Origin of the sequence: Ktedonosporobacter rubrisoli (assembly GCF_004208415.1) — a bacterium.
Taxonomy (GTDB): domain Bacteria; phylum Chloroflexota; class Ktedonobacteria; order Ktedonobacterales; family Ktedonobacteraceae; genus Ktedonosporobacter; species Ktedonosporobacter rubrisoli.
Genome location: NZ_CP035758.1, coordinates 4,013,912 through 4,032,475 on the forward strand (window position 1 = coordinate 4,013,912; position 18,564 = coordinate 4,032,475).

General features: G+C 50.5%; 16 protein-coding genes. 4 read left to right on the forward strand and 12 right to left on the reverse strand.

Going from position 1 to position 18,564, the window contains the following annotated elements; translation table 11 throughout:
* Positions 1-72: 72 nt before the first annotated feature.
* From EPA93_RS17775 to EPA93_RS17785, 3 genes are all read right to left on the reverse strand, one after another.
* Positions 73-1,026: an RluA family pseudouridine synthase gene (locus EPA93_RS17775; protein ID WP_129888794.1), complete on the reverse strand. Its 954-nt coding sequence runs from the start codon at positions 1,024-1,026 to the stop codon at positions 73-75.
* Positions 1,013-1,624, reverse strand: coding sequence for a signal peptidase II (lspA, locus tag EPA93_RS17780; protein WP_165423220.1), 612 nt, complete (start codon positions 1,622-1,624; stop codon positions 1,013-1,015). The genes EPA93_RS17775 and lspA overlap by 14 nt, the downstream gene beginning before the upstream one ends.
* A 102-nt stretch (positions 1,625-1,726) precedes the next feature.
* On the reverse strand, positions 1,727-2,125 hold the full coding sequence (locus tag EPA93_RS17785; RefSeq protein WP_129888796.1) for a TraR/DksA family transcriptional regulator: 399 nt from the start codon (positions 2,123-2,125) through the stop codon (positions 1,727-1,729).
* A 373-nt stretch (positions 2,126-2,498) separates the two neighbouring features.
* On the opposite strand from EPA93_RS17785, the gene glgB reads away from it, so the two are divergent.
* Together glgB and EPA93_RS17795 are read left to right on the forward strand one after the other, a co-directional pair.
* Positions 2,499-4,532, forward strand: a complete 2,034-nt coding sequence (glgB, locus tag EPA93_RS17790; RefSeq protein WP_129888797.1) for a 1,4-alpha-glucan branching protein GlgB — start codon at positions 2,499-2,501, stop codon at positions 4,530-4,532.
* Entirely contained in the window at positions 4,525-5,463 is a 939-nt protein-coding gene (locus EPA93_RS17795) for an LOG family protein (RefSeq protein ID WP_129888798.1), read from the forward strand. The genes glgB and EPA93_RS17795 overlap by 8 nt, the downstream gene beginning before the upstream one ends.
* A 60-nt stretch (positions 5,464-5,523) precedes the next feature.
* Here the strand turns inward: EPA93_RS17795 and dhaL are convergent, their stop codons facing one another.
* From dhaL to EPA93_RS17840, 9 genes are all read right to left on the reverse strand, one after another.
* The gene (dhaL, locus tag EPA93_RS17800; RefSeq protein WP_129888799.1) at positions 5,524-6,156 is read right to left on the reverse strand and encodes a dihydroxyacetone kinase subunit DhaL; all 633 of its coding nucleotides are present in this window, start codon (positions 6,154-6,156) and stop codon (positions 5,524-5,526) included.
* A 64-nt stretch (positions 6,157-6,220) separates the two neighbouring features.
* Positions 6,221-7,222, reverse strand: coding sequence for a dihydroxyacetone kinase subunit DhaK (dhaK, locus tag EPA93_RS17805; RefSeq protein WP_129888800.1), 1,002 nt, complete (start codon positions 7,220-7,222; stop codon positions 6,221-6,223).
* Positions 7,223-7,317: 95 nt separating this feature from the next.
* Positions 7,318-8,307, reverse strand: coding sequence for a glycerol-3-phosphate dehydrogenase/oxidase (locus EPA93_RS17810; RefSeq protein WP_340689248.1), 990 nt, complete (start codon positions 8,305-8,307; stop codon positions 7,318-7,320).
* On the reverse strand, positions 8,304-8,999 hold the full coding sequence (locus EPA93_RS17815; RefSeq protein ID WP_129888802.1) for an FAD-dependent oxidoreductase: 696 nt from the start codon (positions 8,997-8,999) through the stop codon (positions 8,304-8,306). Before EPA93_RS17815 ends, EPA93_RS17810 begins: the two co-directional genes overlap by 4 nt.
* Before the next feature lie 105 nt (positions 9,000-9,104).
* Positions 9,105-9,992: an MIP/aquaporin family protein gene (locus tag EPA93_RS17820; protein ID WP_129888803.1), complete on the reverse strand. Its 888-nt coding sequence runs from the start codon at positions 9,990-9,992 to the stop codon at positions 9,105-9,107.
* A gap of 158 nt (positions 9,993-10,150) precedes the next feature.
* Positions 10,151-11,644, reverse strand: a complete 1,494-nt coding sequence (gene glpK / locus EPA93_RS17825; protein ID WP_129888804.1) for a glycerol kinase GlpK — start codon at positions 11,642-11,644, stop codon at positions 10,151-10,153.
* A 299-nt stretch (positions 11,645-11,943) separates the two neighbouring features.
* On the reverse strand, positions 11,944-12,525 hold the full coding sequence (locus tag EPA93_RS17830; protein ID WP_165423221.1) for a glycerol-3-phosphate responsive antiterminator: 582 nt from the start codon (positions 12,523-12,525) through the stop codon (positions 11,944-11,946).
* 578 nt (positions 12,526-13,103) lie between these two features.
* The gene (gene plsY / locus EPA93_RS17835; protein WP_129888806.1) at positions 13,104-13,769 is read right to left on the reverse strand and encodes a glycerol-3-phosphate 1-O-acyltransferase PlsY; all 666 of its coding nucleotides are present in this window, start codon (positions 13,767-13,769) and stop codon (positions 13,104-13,106) included.
* 183 nt (positions 13,770-13,952) lie between these two features.
* Positions 13,953-14,954: a M48 family metallopeptidase gene (locus EPA93_RS17840; RefSeq protein WP_129888807.1), complete on the reverse strand. Its 1,002-nt coding sequence runs from the start codon at positions 14,952-14,954 to the stop codon at positions 13,953-13,955.
* A gap of 887 nt (positions 14,955-15,841) precedes the next feature.
* Between EPA93_RS17840 and EPA93_RS17845 the strand changes: the two genes are divergently transcribed.
* Both EPA93_RS17845 and EPA93_RS17850 read left to right on the forward strand, forming a co-directional pair.
* Positions 15,842-16,537 (forward strand): ABC transporter ATP-binding protein, encoded by a 696-nt coding sequence (locus EPA93_RS17845; protein WP_165423222.1) that lies wholly within the window; start codon positions 15,842-15,844, stop codon positions 16,535-16,537.
* Positions 16,524-18,482, forward strand: coding sequence for an ABC transporter permease (locus EPA93_RS17850; RefSeq protein WP_165423223.1), 1,959 nt, complete (start codon positions 16,524-16,526; stop codon positions 18,480-18,482). Before EPA93_RS17845 ends, EPA93_RS17850 begins: the two co-directional genes overlap by 14 nt.
* Positions 18,483-18,564: the final 82 nt, after the last annotated feature.

Sequence of the window (18,564 nt, forward strand, 5' to 3'; positions counted from 1 at the left end):
CAGGATGTCAAAGTCTGGGGAAAGAGAAAAATTGCCGGGCAAAGAACATCCTGTACAGGTCCCTGCCGCTAGCTAGAGCGCGCTTTCATCCATAAGCACGGCTTGCAGATCATCTGGAAGTGGAGCTTCAATCTCTAACTTTTGTCTGCTAGCAGGATGTATAAGCTCTAATTGGTAGGAGTGTAAGAACTGGCGCTGCAAGGCGATCCCGCGTAACTTATTTCCCGATCCATAAACTGGATCTCCCACTATCGGATAGCCAATAGCTTGCAAATGGACGCGGATCTGATGGGTGCGGCCAGTTTCTAATTGCACGAGCAGAAGCGTATGACGCGCAAAGCGCTGCAGTACGCGGAAATGAGTGATCGCCTGCCGGCTACCCACGGCCGTCACAGCCATTTGTTGGCGATGGCGAGGATCGCGGCCAATTGGCGCATCGATGCTTCCTTGATCTAAAGAGACATTACCGTCAACCAGGGCCAGATAGCGCTTCATGATTTCGTGGCGCTTCATTTGCTCTATCAGCGCCGCCTGGGCGCGTACATTTTTCGCAACCAGCATCAGCCCCGAGGTATCTCTATCCAGGCGATGGACAATCCCAGGTCGCACATCTCCCTCTACGGCTTGTAGCTGTGGATAACGTGCCAGCAAGGCATTGACCAGCGTATCATCATAATGGCCCGGCGCCGGATGCACAACCATGCCAGCGGCTTTATTTACTACCAGCAGATCATCGTCTTCATAGGCAATATCCAGCGGAATAGCGCGCGGCTGCACATCAAGAGGCTGCTGTGGCTGCGCCGTTTGTAAGGCCTCTATCTCATCATGCAATCTGAGCAAATAACCGGCCTTAGCTGGCCGCCCATTGACAAGGATCAGGCCATCAGCGATAAGCTGCTGCACGCCTGTGCGCGAGATATCGCTAAGCACAGATACAAGGTAGCGATCAAGCCGTTGACCTACTTGCTCAGCATCTATTTGCCATATCTGGTTTTCATTCTTCGATTTCAGATCAGGATTGTACATCTTGCTCAGTCGTGCGCAACGCTCCGCTCTTCTGTCCAGAAGAGCTCAGTGGATGTGGCGAAGCTTCACGCTCTTTTCTATTATCTTCACCGTGGCGAAATCCTCCAAATAGCACAAATACAAAGAGAAGGAAGACCCCCACGGAAATGCATGCGTCTGCAATATTAAAAATCGCAAAGTAGTAATTAATCTCGGGAATGCGGAAGGAGAGAAAATCAACTACGTATCCACCATTATGTGCTCTATCAATCAAGTTGCCCAGGGCCCCACCAATAATCAAGCCAAAAATAAGCTTGTAAGCCAGCGTCCCTGAATTGAGCATACGGAAGTAGAGGTAGAGTACGACCCCAATCGCCACTATCATTAAGGCAGCAAGAAGAATATTGCCTTCGCTGTTGGCCAGCATACCAAATGCGGCCCCTCTGTTCTGAATATACAAGATCCCCAGATAGTGCCCAATCAAAGGTACAAACGGCTTGCTCTCTGCCGGGCTAAAATTCTCTACCACCAGGGCTTTCGTCCATTGGTCGAACCCAACAACGATAATTACAGTGAGCAACGCCAATGCATCGTAGATACGAGCCCGTTTAGCTATCACAATAACCCCTTCTTCCTTTCCGCAAACAGTAGATCAGGTACGTCTATTGTACCCGATCTACCCATAATTGAAAAGGCTTTTATAGCAGCCAATTTTCCAGAATTACTGCGTATCTGCGTTGTACAATTCCTCCTCGCTCAGGTTGCGCTCTTCCAAGGCTTGCTCATGCTTAGCACAGCGAGCCGCCCAGGGAATTGCTTCTAGCCTCTTCTCAGGAATAGGCTCTCCATCTACCACACAGCGTCCGTAGCTTCCATCCTTAATGCGCTTAAGGGCCTCGTTTACTTCGGTCAGCAGTGCTTGCTCATTGACGAGCACCGACTGTTCCTTCTGCGTCTCTAGAAAATCTACTGCCGTCTCCTCAAACTCCTGAGGCCCCTCGCTCAGCTCAATAGGATCGACAGGCTTTGGATGTGCTTCGGTCAAGTCGCCGATCTGCCTTTTTAAATCAGCGCGCTTGCTCTCCAGGCGTTGCTTTATCTGCTGCATATCAAGTGTCATGCTTATTTTCCTCCCTGCATCATTCAGTTCTGCTGACCGCCTTACCAGGTCTATCTTTTACACGTAAAGCTACGGGTTCATGGCTACTATTTATCAGCAGCAATTTCCATCGTGCAACACTTCCATGGTCTTTAGATGCGTCAGGCACCCCGAAAAGGTGGGAAGATAGCGCCGTGTCGATATATTCCTATCTGGGCAATATCTTGCCCCCTTTCTACAGGGCTGTGCGTATATTTCTTAGAGTTCGGTATAATGAAAGGACCACAAAGCTAGATCCGCAGCAGCGTGTGCAGATAGCGCAGGACTTGCTTGCATATGCTATTCTTAGAGGGCAAATAGCCTGATAGTCTTGATACATTAAGGATATCCTATTATGGGTGTACCACAACAACCAGGAAGTAAGCCAGAGCATGCCTTAACCGGTCTAGAAGTGCCTTCGCTTTTTAGCGATTTTGATCTCTATCTTTTTGGACAGGGCAAGCATTACCATATCTATGAGAAATTTGGTGCTCATCCGCGCGAGGTTGAGGGCATAACAGGCGTTAACTTTGCCGTCTGGGCTCCCAACGCCGCCGCTGTTTCGGTCATTGGTGATTTCAATGGCTGGCAGCATGGTGCGACACCGATGCAGCTACGCCACAAGGAGCTCGGCGTCTGGGAATGCTTTATACCAGGGTTGGGCCCTGGCACACTCTATAAATATGCAATTCACTCTCGCTTTAACAACTATGCGGTAGAAAAAACCGATCCCTATGGCTTTGCTGAGGAACTACGCCCACAAACAGCCAGCATTGTTACTGATATCCAACATTATCGCTGGCATGATGAGCAGTGGCTACAACAACGGGCTCAACAGCAGCGCTTAAGCTCGCCAATCTCCATTTATGAAGTGCATCTGGGCTCCTGGCGCCATATCCCCGAACGTCATAAGGAAGGTGCTGTTGAAGAAGACCGTTTCATGACTTACCGCGAGCTGGCCCACGCGCTGGCAACGTACGTCAAGGAGATGGGCTTTACACATATCGAATTGCTCCCCATCACCGAGTATCCTTATGATGGCTCCTGGGGCTATCAAGCAACCGGCTATTATGCACCAACTAGCCGTTTTGGCCCTCCTGAAGATTTCCAGTACTTTATCGACTATATGCATCAACAAGGCATTGGCATATTGCTGGATTGGGTTCCCTCGCATTTTCCGAAGGATGGGCACGCCTTGAGCTACTTCGACGGCACGCATCTCTATGAATATTCTGATCCCCGCAAGGGAGAGCATAAAGGTTGGGGAACCTATGTCTTTGACTACGGGCGCAGCGAAGTGTGTAACTTCTTGATAGGCAGCGCCTTGTTCTGGCTGCGCGAGTATCATATAGATGGTTTGCGTGTAGATGCAGTGGCCTCTATGCTCTATCTTGACTATATGCGTGACTCGGGAGAATGGGTTAGCAATCAGTATGGTGGTCGAGAGCATCTTGAAGCTGTAGCTTTCTTGCGCCAACTTAATGAAGCAGTTTATGGGCAGGTGCCCGGCACAATTACCGTTGCCGAGGAATCGTCGGCCTGGCCGCTGGTCTCCCGTCCTACGTATGTTGGAGGTTTAGGCTTTACCTTTAAATGGAATATGGGTTGGATGCACGATATGCTGGAATATATGCATCTTGACCCGATTCATCGGCGCTATCACCACAACAATATTACTTTTTCGCTCATGTATGCTTATTCCGAAAATTTTGTATTACCGCTTTCCCACGACGAGGTAGTACACCTCAAGGGTTCTATGCTTACTAAAATGCCTGGTGATCTGTGGCAGCGTTTCGCCAATCTGCGCGCCTTCTATGGCTATATGTGGGGACACCCGGGAAAGAAGCTTCTTTTCATGGGTGGCGAGTTCGGACAATGGCAAGAATGGAACTATGCGCAGAGCCTGGACTGGCACCTTCTAGCGCCTCCCAGCGATCCTCATCACGCTCAGTTACAAGATTTTGTGCGCGACCTCAACCGACTCTATCGCCAGGAGCCGGCCTTGAGCATGCTTGACTGCGAGCCGGAAGGCTTCTCCTGGATCGACTGCCACGATTCCGACAATAGCGTTGTTTCCTTTATACGCCGTAGTCAGCAGACAGCCGACACGTTGATATTCATCTGTAACTTCACTCCTGTACCGCGGCACGGGTATCGCCTGGGAGTACCATTTCCCGGCGAATATTATGAACTTCTTAACAGTGATGATATACGCTATGGTGGTAGTGGTCTACGCAATAACCAACCAATGCCTAGCGGGCCCATCTACTGGCAATCCTGCCCGCATTCTATACTCCTGACACTCCCGCCACTGGCCACAGTGGTTCTTAAAAAGCGACCGGGGAGTGATATAATAGGACTAGAGGAAGAGAACTTAAGTTATGAGTAACACTAATCATAGTGATAAAAGACATTCTAATGGGGCCAACAATCGTCATAAACAAAATGGTGTAACCAGCAGCAGTCAAAAGATGGGTAAAGCCTCTCCACGCTATCGCCCTTCCAGGAATCAAGGGCCGGTCACCGAAGACGAACGCCTACTACGTCGTCCAACACAGCCATTAATTAGCCCTAAAGCGCCGGTGCCACAGGAACAGGTCAGGGAAGAAGAGCATGCTCTCGACAGAGCCTTGCACTTCGATTTTACCCTGACAGATCCATGGCGGGTACTGCGTATTATGAGCGAATTTGTCAATGGCTTTGATGCGCTCGCTCATATACCTCCTTCCGTCGCTGTTTTTGGCTCAGCTCGGGTTAAACCAGGCGATCCCACCTATCAGGCTGCCGAAGAGACCGCACGCTTGCTAGCACAGGCCGGTTTCGGTATCATCACTGGCGGTGGTCCCGGAGTCATGGAGGCTGCCAACAAAGGCGCCCAGGAAGAAGGAGCCTGCTCAGTTGGCTGCAATATCGAGCTTCCTTTTGAGCAAAGCGCTAATCCTTATCTCGATATCTCTCTTGACTTTAGCTACTTTTTCGTGCGCAAGACGATGTTCATCAAGTACGCTGAAGCTTTTGTGATTTTCCCTGGTGGCTTTGGCACTATGGATGAGCTCTTTGAGGCTTTGACGCTGATTCAGACCAGGAAAGTCAATCATTTTCCTGTCATCCTCTACAATTCGAAATATTGGGGAGGTTTAACAGCCTGGCTTAACGAGACTATGTTGACGGCCGGGGCGATCTCTGAGGAGGATGCCTTGCTCTTACGTGTCTCCGATGATCCCCAGGAGATTTGTCAGTTTGTCACTGAGGCCTATCAGGAGCTCTACCGCGCCGATAAAAAGCAAAATCCGGATATTCGGGAACAGCTCATCCGCTAAATCTTAAAGAGGAGAAGCGTTAAACTCTGCTTCTCCTCCAAGTCTACCTTTTTTAGATACTTATTGTTTGCCCTCGCAAGCCTCCGCTAGCGAACGCAGGATCAACCAGCTAGAGGTTGCGCCCGGGTCCTGGTGACCCGCACTACGCTCGCCAAGATAGCTGGCACGACCCTTGGTGGCTACCAGCGGGATGGTAGCTTTCGCACCTTCCTCAGCAGCGGCAGCGGCCCGCGAAGTTATCTCAGCCAGAGTTGCACCCTCGCTAAGCGCCTGTTTAGCGGCAGTAAGCGCCGGCGTTAAAGCATCGATCATGGTCTTTTCCCCCACCTGGGCCTTACCGCGCGCAATAACGCCTCCCAAAAACGCCTCTAGCATGGCTATAACATCAGCAGAGCTCAGTTCCTGCTTACCAGCCGCGACGCTACCAGCTCGCAAATAAGCGGTTCCATAAAGGGGTCCACTTGCACCACCCACAGTTGAAACCAGCGTTGTGCCCACAGTCTTAAGCTTAGCCGCGATATCCTGTGAGGTCATCGCAGGAAATTTCTCTCTTACTGCGCTAAAGCCGCGATCCATATTAATGCCATGGTCCGCATCGCCAATCGCTGAATCTAGCTCGGTTAAATAGCTCCGTTTTTCCTGCAACACATCAGCGGTCCGCGTCAGCCAGTTCATAATGTCTTCGTTGGTCATATACTTACACTTCCTGACATCATTCTTGCGATAAACTGTAGTATTGCCAAAGAACGCTCATCGGCTAGCGCCCCCAGCGCAAGGCGGGTGTATGCACAGGGGCATCCCAGTAGCGAAACAGCTCTTCATCAAGGCGCAGCAGGGTAATTGAGCAGCCTGCCATCTCCAGGGAAGTAATGTAGTTGCCAACCAGCGAGCGCGCTATGGCAATATTTTTTCCATTGAGGATACGCTGTAAGGCATCAAAGACAATGTATAGCTCGATTAACGGAGTTCCGCCCATCCCATTCACAAAGGCCAGGACCTGATCACCAGCTTTGAGGCCCAGATCTTCAATAATGGGCGTGGCTAGCATCTCGGTAATTTCGGCGGCCGAAGCCAACTTTACGCGCCTGCGCCCTGGCTCGCCATGGATGCCTATGCCAATCTCCATCTCATCCTCACCAAGCTCAAAGGTTGGCTTCCCAGCGGCTGGAACCGTACAGGGAGTCAAAGCCATGCCCATACTGCGCCCCTGCTTATTCACTTTGCGCGCCAGCTCAGCCACCTGCTCCAATGGAGCTTTCGTCTCTGCCAGGCCACCTACTATCTTCTCTAACAGGACTGTCACGCCAACGCCGCGCCTGCCAGCCGTATAGAGGCTATCCTGCACTGCCACATCATCATTAGTCACCACGCTCTCTACTTTTATCCCCTCGGCATCGGCCAGTTCGGCGGCCATCTCGAAGTTAAGCACATCTCCTGTATAATTCTTGACAATATGCAGCACGCCGACCCCACCATTGACGGCTTTGGTCGCTGCAAGCATCTGATCAGGAACAGGCGAAGTAAAAACGGCGCCGGGACAGGCTGCATCAAGCATCCCTGCTCCAACAAAGCCTCCGTGCATTGGCTCATGTCCACTGCCACCACCCGAAATAACGCCTACCTTGCCCTGGATAGGGGCATCTTTGCGTATGATGATTTGCTGCTCAATATCTACGCGAATGAGATCAGGATGAGCAACGGCCATACCTGCCAACGCTTCTTTCACAACGTCTTCTGGCTTATTGATTAGCTTCTTCACAGTGCTTTCCTCCCTTGGATATATTAAGAACCAACCTCTTATGTTAGCACTGGGTTGGTCCTGATCCGACGCCTCATTCGCCTTCCATCAGAGTATCACATAGCCTGCTCGCAAGCAATCTGGCTCTCAATCAAGCTGCGATAATCGTTACTCATAGACTGCTGTTGTAGAGGCGACCAGTTATGCTCTTGCGCCATTATCGACACCACCTCATCAATTATACCCAGGCCGCGCTGCTGATCTACCAGCACTATTGGCATCCGACGACCCAGCACATCATAGGGCGTCATGGCCATTTCCTGACGGCAGACATAGGCGACCTCCGCACGAATGTAGGGCAAATCTGCAATGAGCCTCTCACCGGAGGCCGCGTTGTTTTCGACCATGGAGAGAAGCGCCTTTGCCTCAGTGCCATAGCTCATCCCTAGATGTTCTATAATCTGTGCATCCAGGCCTAGCGCCGTGCCTTTGCGCTGTAGTTCGGTATACGCGGCCGGCCAGCCAGCGCTGCCCAGGAGGGGTAGATGCTGCGTTGGATGCAGCGGACGTGCCCCATCGCGCCGATTCAATACATCTACAGTATCCTGAGCCATCCGGCGATATGTTGTCAGCTTCCCTCCTACAATAGAAACTAGCCCCGCTGGGCTCTGTAATACAGCATGCGTACGCGACAAGCGGGCTGTAGAATGTTCGGAACTGCGCGAGCTTACCAGAGGCCGATAGCCGGCATAGACACTGATGATATCAGCCTCGGTTAGATTGACAGATAGGTAGCGATTGAGGTGCTTAAGAAGATAAGCAACATCTTCCTTGCTCGCTGTTGGGTGGTTCAGATCTCCCGAGCCGGTATCCGTCGTTCCATAAATCGCACGTGTTTCCCACGGAACTATAAAAAGAATACGTTTATCGTCAGTCTCCGGCAGCACAATCGCCTCGTCCCCCAGTCCAATATCCTTACGTGAGAGGACCAGGTGCACACCCTTGCTTGGTTCAACGCTTACCTGTGGCTCCAGGCCTGTCATAGCCTCTACCTGTTCTGAAAACACGCCAGTTGCATTGACAATATGGCGGGCCCGCAGTATCAGCTCACCTTCCTCAAGCCGATTTTGGACCCGTGCCCCCGCACTTTCTCTCGCTCCTCGACAAAACCTGTGACTTCAGCATAGTTGGCAATGACGGCCCCAGAACGCGCCGCCGTCCGTAAAAGGGTGATGGTGAGACGAGCATCGTTAGTCTGCGCATCATAATAAATGAAACCTTGCTGCAGCCCATTGCTCAGCAGCAAAGGGGCTAGCTTTAAGACTTGCTCGCGGCTGATATGCCGATGCATACGCACATTACGCCGGCCTGCCAACAAATCATACATGCCAAGCCCGCTACGTAAAAGCCAGCTCATGCCGATGCCGCCAGGAGTTGTAAAAGGTATACCGACTGGATGCCGATCTCCTTCATAGATTGGCAAAACAAAGGCTAGGGGATGCACAAGAAAAGAGGCATTTTGCAGGAGCAGGCCGCGCTCTACCAGGGCTTCGCGCACGAGAGCAAAATCAAAATTGGGCAAATAGCGTATTCCGCCATGCACCAATTTGGTCGATTTACTGCTAGTGCCGCTGGCGAAATCGCCCTTCTCCACAAGAGCTACGGAATAGCCACGCATCACGGCATCCAGGGCTACACCAGCGCCTGTCACTCCGCCGCCAATCACCAGCACATCAAATTGCTCATGTGCCATCAAAGCCAGATTTTGCGCGCGTGTAGTTGATGATAATGGCAACATATGCTATTGCAGATATACGAAGGGTATGCCATAACAGCGACACGGGAAAAGCCTGCTAGCATACCCTCATATATCCTATCCTTTCATAACCTTGACTAAAGAAGCTCAGTCAGCCGGCTCTTCTCGCACAGCCTCACCTCTTACCTCAGAAGTACCGGAAGGCAACAAACCTCTGGCTATCAACACTTTGTGAACCGTGAAATCGTAAATTAAGGCACCTACGACCCCTCCTGCCAGCGGCCCAATAATCGGAATCCAGAAGTAGAAGCCCGGGCCTGGAATAGCCACAGGACCCCAACCAGCAATAAGCGCAAACAAGCGAGGGCCAAAATCACGTGCAGGGTTGATGGCATATCCGGTATTGAGGCCGAAGGAAAGACCGATTGCCACGATGAGCAGGCCAATGATCATCGGGTTCAGATTGGCCTGAACTGGCTGGTTGCGCAGATCTACAATGGCAAAGATTAAACCTACCAGCAGAGCAGTGCCAACAAATTCATCGCAAAACGCGCCGAATACGCCGACAAAGGGTTTCGCGTAGGTATAGAACACGACACCTGCGCCGATCGGATTCGCTGGTGGACCGGCCACATTACGCACAATATGGTTGATGGTCTCATAATTAACCAGCGCTCCTTGATAAACAAAGAAGAGGATTGCGGCGGCAATAAAAGCGCCAAGCACCTGAGCAACCCAGTAAGGAATCACCTTGCTCCAGGGCAACTTTCCACGTACAGCAAAGGCCAGCGTTACGGCCGGATTAATGTGAGCTCCACTTACGGCTCCCGCGATGTAAATACCCAGCATTACGGCCAATCCCCAGCCCCAGGCAATCACCATCCAGTTTAAGGAAACAAACTGTCCAAAGAATATCATACTTGCTACGCATCCATCACCAAAAAGAAGGAGCACTAGAGTGCCAAAGAATTCCGCAATCAGCTCCCCAAAGGTGCCTGCTAAGGCTGTGGGCCTGTTTATTGATTGACTCGCCATAGGTACTCACCCCATTTCCATTATTGGAAAGTAGCGTCTACACAGCTTTCACCCTACGTAAATCACCGTTTCAAGTAACATACTACGGAACTTGACGCACTACTGTGGTACCAGAGAATTCGTTTGCTTCCGCGAAACACACTCCAGAAAAACTCAGCTCAAGCTTTCTCCCAATTACGCGACCTTTCAACAGCTCGCTTCCAGCCAGCATAGAGGCTATCGCGTCGCTCAGAGCTCATCTGCGGCTCAAATGTGCGATCCACGGCCCATTGCTCAGCTACTTCTTGCGGACTCCCCCAAAAGCCGGTGGCCAGACCTGCCAGATAGGCTGCCCCTAACGCTGTGGTCTCGGCGATTTTTGGCCGCTGCACAGCTACGCCAAGAATATCAGCCTGGAATTGCATGAGCAGGTTATTGACTACCGCACCTCCATCCACGCGCAGAGTTTTCACGCTCACGCCGCTATCGGCAGTCATAGCCTCCAGGACATCTCGCGTCTGATAGCACATGGCCTCCAGGGTTGCACGCGCCATGTGACCCAGAGTAGACCCTCTGGTAAGCCCAACAATCGTGCCGCGGGCATAGGGGTCCCAATACGGCGCACCTAACCCAACAAAGGCAGGAACCAGATACACCCCTCCGTTGTCAGGAACCGTGTCCGCCAGTTGCTCGACATCTGCACTACTTTGAATTGCTCTCAGACCGTCACGCAGCCATTGCACAGCAGCCCCTGTGATGAAGATGCTACCTTCAAGAGCATAAACAGTCTCGTTATCCATTCGCCAGCCAATGGTCGTCAACAATCCGCTCTTCGAAGGCACGGCCCTGTTCCCGGTATTCATCAACATAAAGCTGCCGGTACCATACGTATTTTTTGCCATACCCACCTCAAAGCAAGCCTGGCCAAAGGTTGCGGCCTGCTGATCCCCAGCATCACCGGCCAGCTTAATTGCTCCTCCCAAAAACTCTTGATTGGTCTCCCCATACACGGCACTCGATGGCATCACCTGGGGCAACATCGCACGCGGCACACCGAGCTCTTTAAGGATCACATCGTCCCAATCTTGCTTATAGATGTTATACAGGAGAGTGCGTGAGGCATTAGAAGGTTCGGTTACATGGAGGCGTCCCCCGGAAAGGCGCCACATTAAAAATGTATCCACATTGCCAAAGAGCGCCTCGCCGCGCTCAGCCTTCTCGCGAACACCGGGAACATTATCAAGAATCCACTTCACCTTGGTTCCTGAGAAATAGGCGTCTGTTACCAGGCCTGTGCGCTCGCGGATCTCTTTATCGAAGCCTTTAGCTTTTAGCGCGTCACAGATGGGGACTGTAAGTCGGCTCTGCCAAACGATAGCATTATAGACAGGTTTGCCTGTGCTTTTCTCCCAGACAAGTGTCGTCTCCCGCTGATTGGCAATCCCTATCGCGGCTATATCTGCGGCCGAGGCGCCAATTTTTCGCATTGTTTCCTGAGCCACTAAGAGCTGGCTTGACCAGATTGCCTCGGGATCATGCTCAACCAAACCTGGAGCTGGATAAATCTGTGGGAACTCCTGTTGTGCCACACTGGCTATTTCACCGGCATGGTTAAAGAGGATTGCGCGCGAGCTGGTAGTGCCCTGATCCAGGGCGAGCACATATCTTGCCATAACGACTCCTTGCGTACCACTAACACCCGATTACACCTTAGCACTATACAAACTATCGAAGATTGTGTGGTCTCTACAGCAAGAGCAATACATTTTTCTAAATGGGCAGTGATCTCCCTTGCTCCTGGCTCATTTCTTTCCACACGTCTCTATAGCACGCTTGGTTACTCGCAGACTTTTAGCTTCTGGCCCCCCATATGTGCGTTTTGCCTTAGCTCCACAAACAGAAAAAAGTTGCTGCTCGCTCCGCCAGCCCACAGCTTCATTGCCCCCAGGATGCCCCTGGCGTATTCGCCTGATTAGCGCCATAATTCAGAGCGCGCAACGGCTATGCCTGCGGCTCCGGCATCGAGTACGGCTTGTAGTTGCTGCCGAGTCTGCAATAAGCCAGAGCCAATGAAAGGAACCGGCAATGGCCTGGACAAACTTTTTATAACGTATGGGATGACTGGAGCCGGTGAAATATTGAGCATATCAACATGCTGCGCAACAACTGATTGCAGAGCTGTCTCTAAACCAGTTGAATCGACGGCAAACATGCGCTGAATAGTCTCTAAACCGATTGCTTTCCCCAGAGCCAAAATACGTGGATTATTAGACATTATGCCCGCAACATGAAAATACTGTGCCAGCAGGCCCAGACCCGCCTCATCGGGATAAATACCATCCAGCTGGTCTACATTAATATAAATTGCGAGGCTGCGTTGATGTGCTTGCCCCAACAAAGGAGTAAAATCAAATAAATCGCAATGCCGTAATAAGATAGAGTTTACTTGCTGTAAGCGTAAGACCTGCATAAATTGGAGGCGATTCTCAACGATCGGGATGGTCTTATGTTGAGCTAGACGGTCTGGCAACAATTGTATCTGTCGGACAAGCATGCTGCACCTCGCTTTAGCAGTCAAAAATAACAAAGCCCTAAGCCCTCTCATAGGGCTCAGGACTTTTCATTTCACTGTCCTCTGGCATTATGAGTGTATTCTGATGACTTCTGGCTCTATATGGGTGCAAGTTAATTGGGTAATACGAAAAATATAGAGCCTGCTCCGGTTATCTTCTCTTCCACAATTTCCTGTGGTACTAGCCGGGATGGTAGTTGGAAGTTCTACACAACGAGTTCTTCTGTCTCTTAACAACTATGAAGTATTGATATATACAGATATTACTTGCTGCCATTTTCTTTGTCAAGTAGGCTTTAGCCTCTCTGTTGGACTTTCCAGTTCTCGTTCTTGGGCTGCCTGACTGTGGCGAGGAGAAAAGGAAAGCGGAAGCGCTGGGCCAAGCTGAGCCCCTCATCAGCCCTTTTTTGGCTATGTGGAAAGCCTTGAGCCCCAGGTAAGAAGGTAGTTACATATATAATGCTATACAGAAGAAGAGGAAGAGCGATAAGCCTCAGTAAGCTCTTTAATAATACAGCCTTATAGCTCGATCCAGTAAGCCTCTAGTACTGTTACATCATTTATACAGTTGAAATCTTTTGCCCAATTTTGCGCTCGGTTCCCTTGAGCAAACGCCCAATATTATCATAATGGAAGAGAATAACTAAAGTTGGTCCAATCAGCATAAATATCAGGTTAGGCAAGCTGACCTTAGCAATAAATGTTGGCTGAGATAGTCCGATGAAGAAGAAAATAAGCCCACAGACGATTGTGGTTAAACATCCAACAATTGAGCCCAACGAGACATAGCGTGAGATGGCAATCGTTCCAAGCGTTGTAATCAAGCCGATCACAAAGGTCAAAGGGGAGATAAGCAGGAGGGCACCGCTACCGGTCAGCACTCCTCGCCCTCCTCTAAAGCCGATAAAAAGGGGAAAGCAGTGGCCCAACAAGGCAGTCAGAGCGGCTAGCATCGGTCCCCAGCCCGCAGCATAAAAAAAGGGAACCAGTAAGGATAGAAGCGTTGGTAACACGCCTTTAGTAAGGTCAAAGAGAAAGACAATGAGCGCTGGTATTTTCCCCAGGGTACGTAGCACATTGGTAGCGCCTATTTTATGGCTGCCATATGCGCGTATATCGAAATCCTTACCCCGCAAAATCTTCCCCATCCAATAACCAGCCGGTATTGACCCCCAGAGATAACCGATGCAGGCAATCAGTACGAGTTGCAACAAAAAAATTATCATGGGACCTCCTCCAGGCATCTGCAACCAGCGCAAGCGTGACGCAAAGTTATGTCCTGCGAATTCTAAGCAGATAAATTAAATATACACGATACGCTGGCGTCCATTCCAGTCCCCAGCAAGAATGGGCGGCCATCAGCATATCATCGAGAGAGCAAAGCTTGCCTTCGGCCACCCTTATTTTTCTCAGTCTATAGCCCCTCCACATAGACTGCAGAAGCGCTGATTCATCTGATCGCGACCACAATGGGGGCAGCGTATCAATTGGGGAGTAGTAGATCCGGCGGTATTGCTTCCCGGTGTACTCCCATTACTATCAGCACGAGCGGTTGTTGGAGTATGCGGATAGTGCCCCTGAAGGGCGTTCTTGTATTCCTGGCCTTCTGACCAGTTCATGATTTCACGGGCGCGCACAATGGTCAAGGGATGGCTGACAGAGGTGACAAGCAGTAATTTATACATGCGATCAAGCAGATTAACGTCTACATCTTGATAAAGATCGGCTTGTTTCAAGAACTCCTGCGCGTTCATCTGATCCCGTTGAAACAGCGTGCCACCAGCTAATTTCATCATCAAGGTGAGCATTACATGCGGATCTTGCATTACTAAGAGCGCGGAACGATCGGCGGTAAATTCTGATTTACGATCCCATTCGAGCAATGCAGCTTCCAGCGTTCTGCCAATCAGCCGGCCCAGTCCCAGTGTCATATCTCCGACAATTGTTAGCAGCAGACTGATGCAGCGTGCCATCGTTTTATAGAGCACATGGCCAGACTTAATGTGGCCCAACTCGTGGGCAATCACAGCCATGACCTCATCTTCATTCATCAGATCGAGCAAACCAGTGGTGACCACGATATAAGGATGGTCATGCCCGCTCGTATACGCATTAGGGACAGGGTATTGCGCCACATATAGTTCTGGCTCGCGGACATCGAGAATAGCGCATGCTTCCTGTAACTGAGTGTATAGCTGGGGACATTGGGTAGAAGTAACGCGTACGGTTTGGGCGACATTCTGAATATAAGCAACGCGTTCAGGAAATAACTCAATAAACTTCCGTACCACAATATCCAGCCCTGGGACCTTTTGCAGTGTACTGAGGGCAACGCGATCGTATGGATGCTGCAGCATCACCGGGTCCAGCCCTGGGAAACGTCGTCTTGCCTTTGACTGATTGGTAGACATAAAAGGCTCCTTCCAGGCCCAACAACGACTATTTATGCCCGATTAACTTGATACAGAATAGCCTTAATAGCCCTATCGCACATGTTTCATCGTCTCAATTGAGCCATTCTATCGATTCATGAGCATACGCAGAGATGCAGATTACTATCTTCAAAAAAGCTTAAAACTGTTAGCCAACAGCCATCATACCGAAGCAGCGAGCTCCTGTCCCCAATCTATGCTTTAACTCCTCTAAGAAGCTTAACGCCAGGCCTAGACTTAAAATCGCTAGCCCTGGAGCTCTCTGGCCACATTCTATACTCCTGTATAGATCTGATTGAGCAGAGGAGTGCAGAAGCAGAAGAAATATGGGTAAAAGTTACTTTCTCATTTTAACATGCTCAGCGTTCTCTTATGAAAGCTTTAGCGATTGGCCAGATTGGGGACACCTCCTCAATTATACTCTGCTGAGTAATCGGTCTCAAGCACTTCTCCTTACGATTTTATCTACGCTTCAACTTACGCCAGGTTAGTGGAATACTTCTTTTCTCTTTAATTACTGGCCCATTGCGCAAGCATAAGCTATTTTTAGTCCAAACATCCATGCTTCCTCACTACCTGCTTCCTCACCTCACCGCGACAAATTTGCGACAAATCATCAATATTGCTACGACATCCCTTTGCTAGGATAGGACAAGAAATTTGCCTGTTCATAGAACAGATCATCAATTTCACTATCATAACAATAAGGAATATCATCTCCCAATGCACAATCCATCACCTCATACTACAAACATTACTGCTGGTACTCACCATGCAAATTTTCAAGCCGGCCCCTCAGGTATTCTGCACGTCAGCAAACTTACTAAGAGCTATGGACTTCGCGCACAAGGGTAACTGCAACGGCCTTGAATGAGCTGGACCTGCAAGTGCAGCAGCGCGATTTTGTGAGCATTATGGGACCATCCGGCAGTGGAAAATCCACGCTGCTCAATCTACTAGCAGGGCTTGATAGGCCTTCTAGCGGCGAAATCTGGCTGAACGGACAGAATATGGCAACACTACGACCGGACCAGCTGGCGCTATTTCGTCGGCGCAACCTTGGCTTTGTTTTTCAAGATTTTAACTTGCTCGATACCCTCACACTGGCCGAGAATATAGCCCTACCACTGAGTTTAGATGGGCACAAAGACGCGACCATGCGCACACGGGTAAAGCAGATCATGAGCATGCTAGGTATAGAGCAGTTTATGGATCGCTTTCCCTACGAAGTTTCGGGAGGACAGCAACAACGTGCCGCCGTGGCGCGCGCAGTCATTCATTCCCCTCAACTTATCCTGGCAGATGAACCAACCGGCAATTTGGATTCGGCCTCGACCCACGCTCTGCTAGAAGTTTTCCAGCGCCTCAATAGTGAACTCGGGGCAACGCTTCTTGTCGTTACCCATGATCCCCTGACGGCTAGCTTTAGCAATCGCATTATCTTCATTAAGGATGGGCGCGTCTTTACGCACCTGGAGCGCCAGGGGCATGCCCGACAGCAATTCTTCTCCCATATTCTACAGATGCTCGCTCGCCTGGAGGGAAATCATGGAGTGGCATAGCCTCATCATAAAGAATATCCGGCGCAACCTTCGTCGCTACCTTGGGTACTTGCTTGCCAGCACTGTCGCGATCCTCTGCTTCTGTATGTTTATTATCTTTGCCGCTAATCCCGAAGTAGCTCATGGCAAGGCGCCATCTTCCGCACGCGTACTCTTCACGATCAGTCAAGGTATTATTGCAATTTTCGCCCTCTTCTTCATCTTCTACTTTCATGCAGCATTGATCCGGCTGCGCAATAAAGAGTTCGGGCTACTGCTTACGCTTGGTGTCACGCGCCGCCAGCTTGGTTTGATGATCTTTTATGAAAGCCTTTTTATCGGTGTACTGGCACTCGTAGCCGGCATTGGGCTTGGCATTCTTGCTTCTATTCCATTTACCCAGGCTGTTAGCGCCCTGTTAGAGTTGCCCAGGAGCATCTCTTTTAACTTGCAGCCTGCAGCTCTGCTCACCACTCTACTCCTCTTCGGCACAATCTTCTTGCTTGATGCGTTATTGATCTCCTTACGTGTGAGCTTACGCACGCCTCGCATGTTGCTATTAGGAGCACGCGAGCGGCAACGGCCTCCACGGGCGAGCTGGTGGAAAGTATTGTTTGGCCTGCTCAGTCTTGCAGCTGCCTACAGTATGGCAACTATGTTTAGCAATTTGCTTATATTCAATGCATTACCGATCATTGCTCTGACCATTATCGGTACCTACTTCCTGTTTAGCCAGATCTTCGTCATGCTATTGAACGCGCTACGCCGCCGCTCACTGGCAGGAATCAGGCTGCTAACAGTCTCACGCCTGGCTTATCGCATGAGCGACTACTCGCGCATGATCACGACGGTAACTACGCTCAGCGCTATAGTTCTGGTGGGCATGGCGAGCGTCTTTGGGGTACAGCAATCTATGGCCGCCAGTATGCTCAAATTAACGCCATTCTCGCTCGAATATATCAGCGGCCCTGGCCAGACTTTCCCATTGAGCGCTCAGCAGGTGCGCGCTACTTTGAGCAAGCATCATTTCACGCTGCAAGAGGAGCTTGCAACCCCTGTTCTCACGGGTCTGCTTACCCATCAGGCAAAGGAACTGCCTGTCACTGTGCTCTCACTCTCTCAATATCGCCACTTGCGCGGGTCGCTCTTACAGCTCTACCCTGCTTGGGGAGACAACCTGGATCAAGCATCCTCCCTGGCTAACGGGCAGGCTTACTTCTATGCGCCGCCCTACGTTTCCGACTTGTCCAGCGTTGTTGATGGCAAATATATTACATTAAAAACTGATAAGCTCCTGCAGTCCCTGACCATCGAGACTGGACATGCCATGGTCTTCAATATGGACTTGCCAGACTTGAGCAGCTTTCTCGTGGTCATCAACGACACTACCTACGCCCAGATGGATAAAGTTGTGGCTCCAAACCTGCACAAACAAATCTATAGTTTCGCAGTACAGGAGTGGCGGCAGATGCGTCCGGCCGTCGATGAACTACGCAGCTCACTCACAGGGCAGCAGCAAGCACAATTCAGCGAGATTTATACTCCCTATAACGCGAATATGCAGACTTTCTCGCTTACGCTCTTCGCTACTTTCTTTGTCAGTTTGCTCTTCTTTCTGGCCGTTGGCATCTCGCTTTACTTTAAGCTCTTTACTCAACAGGAAGAAGATCGCCGCCAGTTTCGCGCCCTGGAGCGCGTCGGTATCCAGCAGAAAGAAGGACAGAGCGTGCTCACCTTAGAGCTGCTACTGCTGTTCTTTATTCCGGTGCTTATTGCCATTATTCATGCCATCTTTGCCATGATCGATTTAGCTCACCAACTGGAATTGCAGGGCTGGGATGCTACGCCCATCTGGGGGGCCTTTGCTATTGTCTGCGCCTGCTACCTTGGCTGCATCGCGCTCTTCTTTCTGGCTGCACACATCAATTACTATCGTCAGCTCAAGGCCGCTGTGGCTCCAGGATAAAACCGGGGAGCGAAGCACATCTTCAGGGTGATAAAAAACCTCCTGGGGAGCAGATAAAGTATGCTTTTGTCTGCTCTCTCCA

What these genes read in the sequence shown, in the direction of transcription:
- EPA93_RS17775 (WP_129888794.1), bottom strand. Translation starts at nt 1,026, where the DNA reads ATGTACAATCCTGATCTGAAATCGAAGAATGAAAACCAGATATGGCAA.
- EPA93_RS17785 (WP_129888796.1), bottom strand. Translation starts at nt 2,125, where the DNA reads ATGACACTTGATATGCAGCAGATAAAGCAACGCCTGGAGAGCAAGCGC.
- glgB (WP_129888797.1), top strand. Translation starts at nt 2,499, where the DNA reads ATGGGTGTACCACAACAACCAGGAAGTAAGCCAGAGCATGCCTTAACC.
- EPA93_RS17795 (WP_129888798.1), top strand. Translation starts at nt 4,525, where the DNA reads ATGAGTAACACTAATCATAGTGATAAAAGACATTCTAATGGGGCCAAC.
- dhaL (WP_129888799.1), bottom strand. Translation starts at nt 6,156, where the DNA reads ATGACCAACGAAGACATTATGAACTGGCTGACGCGGACCGCTGATGTG.
- EPA93_RS17815 (WP_129888802.1), bottom strand. Translation starts at nt 8,999, where the DNA reads ATGTTGCCATTATCATCAACTACACGCGCGCAAAATCTGGCTTTGATG.
- EPA93_RS17820 (WP_129888803.1), bottom strand. Translation starts at nt 9,992, where the DNA reads ATGGCGAGTCAATCAATAAACAGGCCCACAGCCTTAGCAGGCACCTTT.
- glpK (WP_129888804.1), bottom strand. Translation starts at nt 11,644, where the DNA reads ATGGCAAGATATGTGCTCGCCCTGGATCAGGGCACTACCAGCTCGCGC.
- EPA93_RS17830 (WP_165423221.1), bottom strand. Translation starts at nt 12,525, where the DNA reads ATGCTTGTCCGACAGATACAATTGTTGCCAGACCGTCTAGCTCAACAT.
- plsY (WP_129888806.1), bottom strand. Translation starts at nt 13,769, where the DNA reads ATGATAATTTTTTTGTTGCAACTCGTACTGATTGCCTGCATCGGTTAT.
- EPA93_RS17840 (WP_129888807.1), bottom strand. Translation starts at nt 14,954, where the DNA reads ATGTCTACCAATCAGTCAAAGGCAAGACGACGTTTCCCAGGGCTGGAC.
- EPA93_RS17850 (WP_165423223.1), top strand. Translation starts at nt 16,524, where the DNA reads ATGGAGTGGCATAGCCTCATCATAAAGAATATCCGGCGCAACCTTCGT.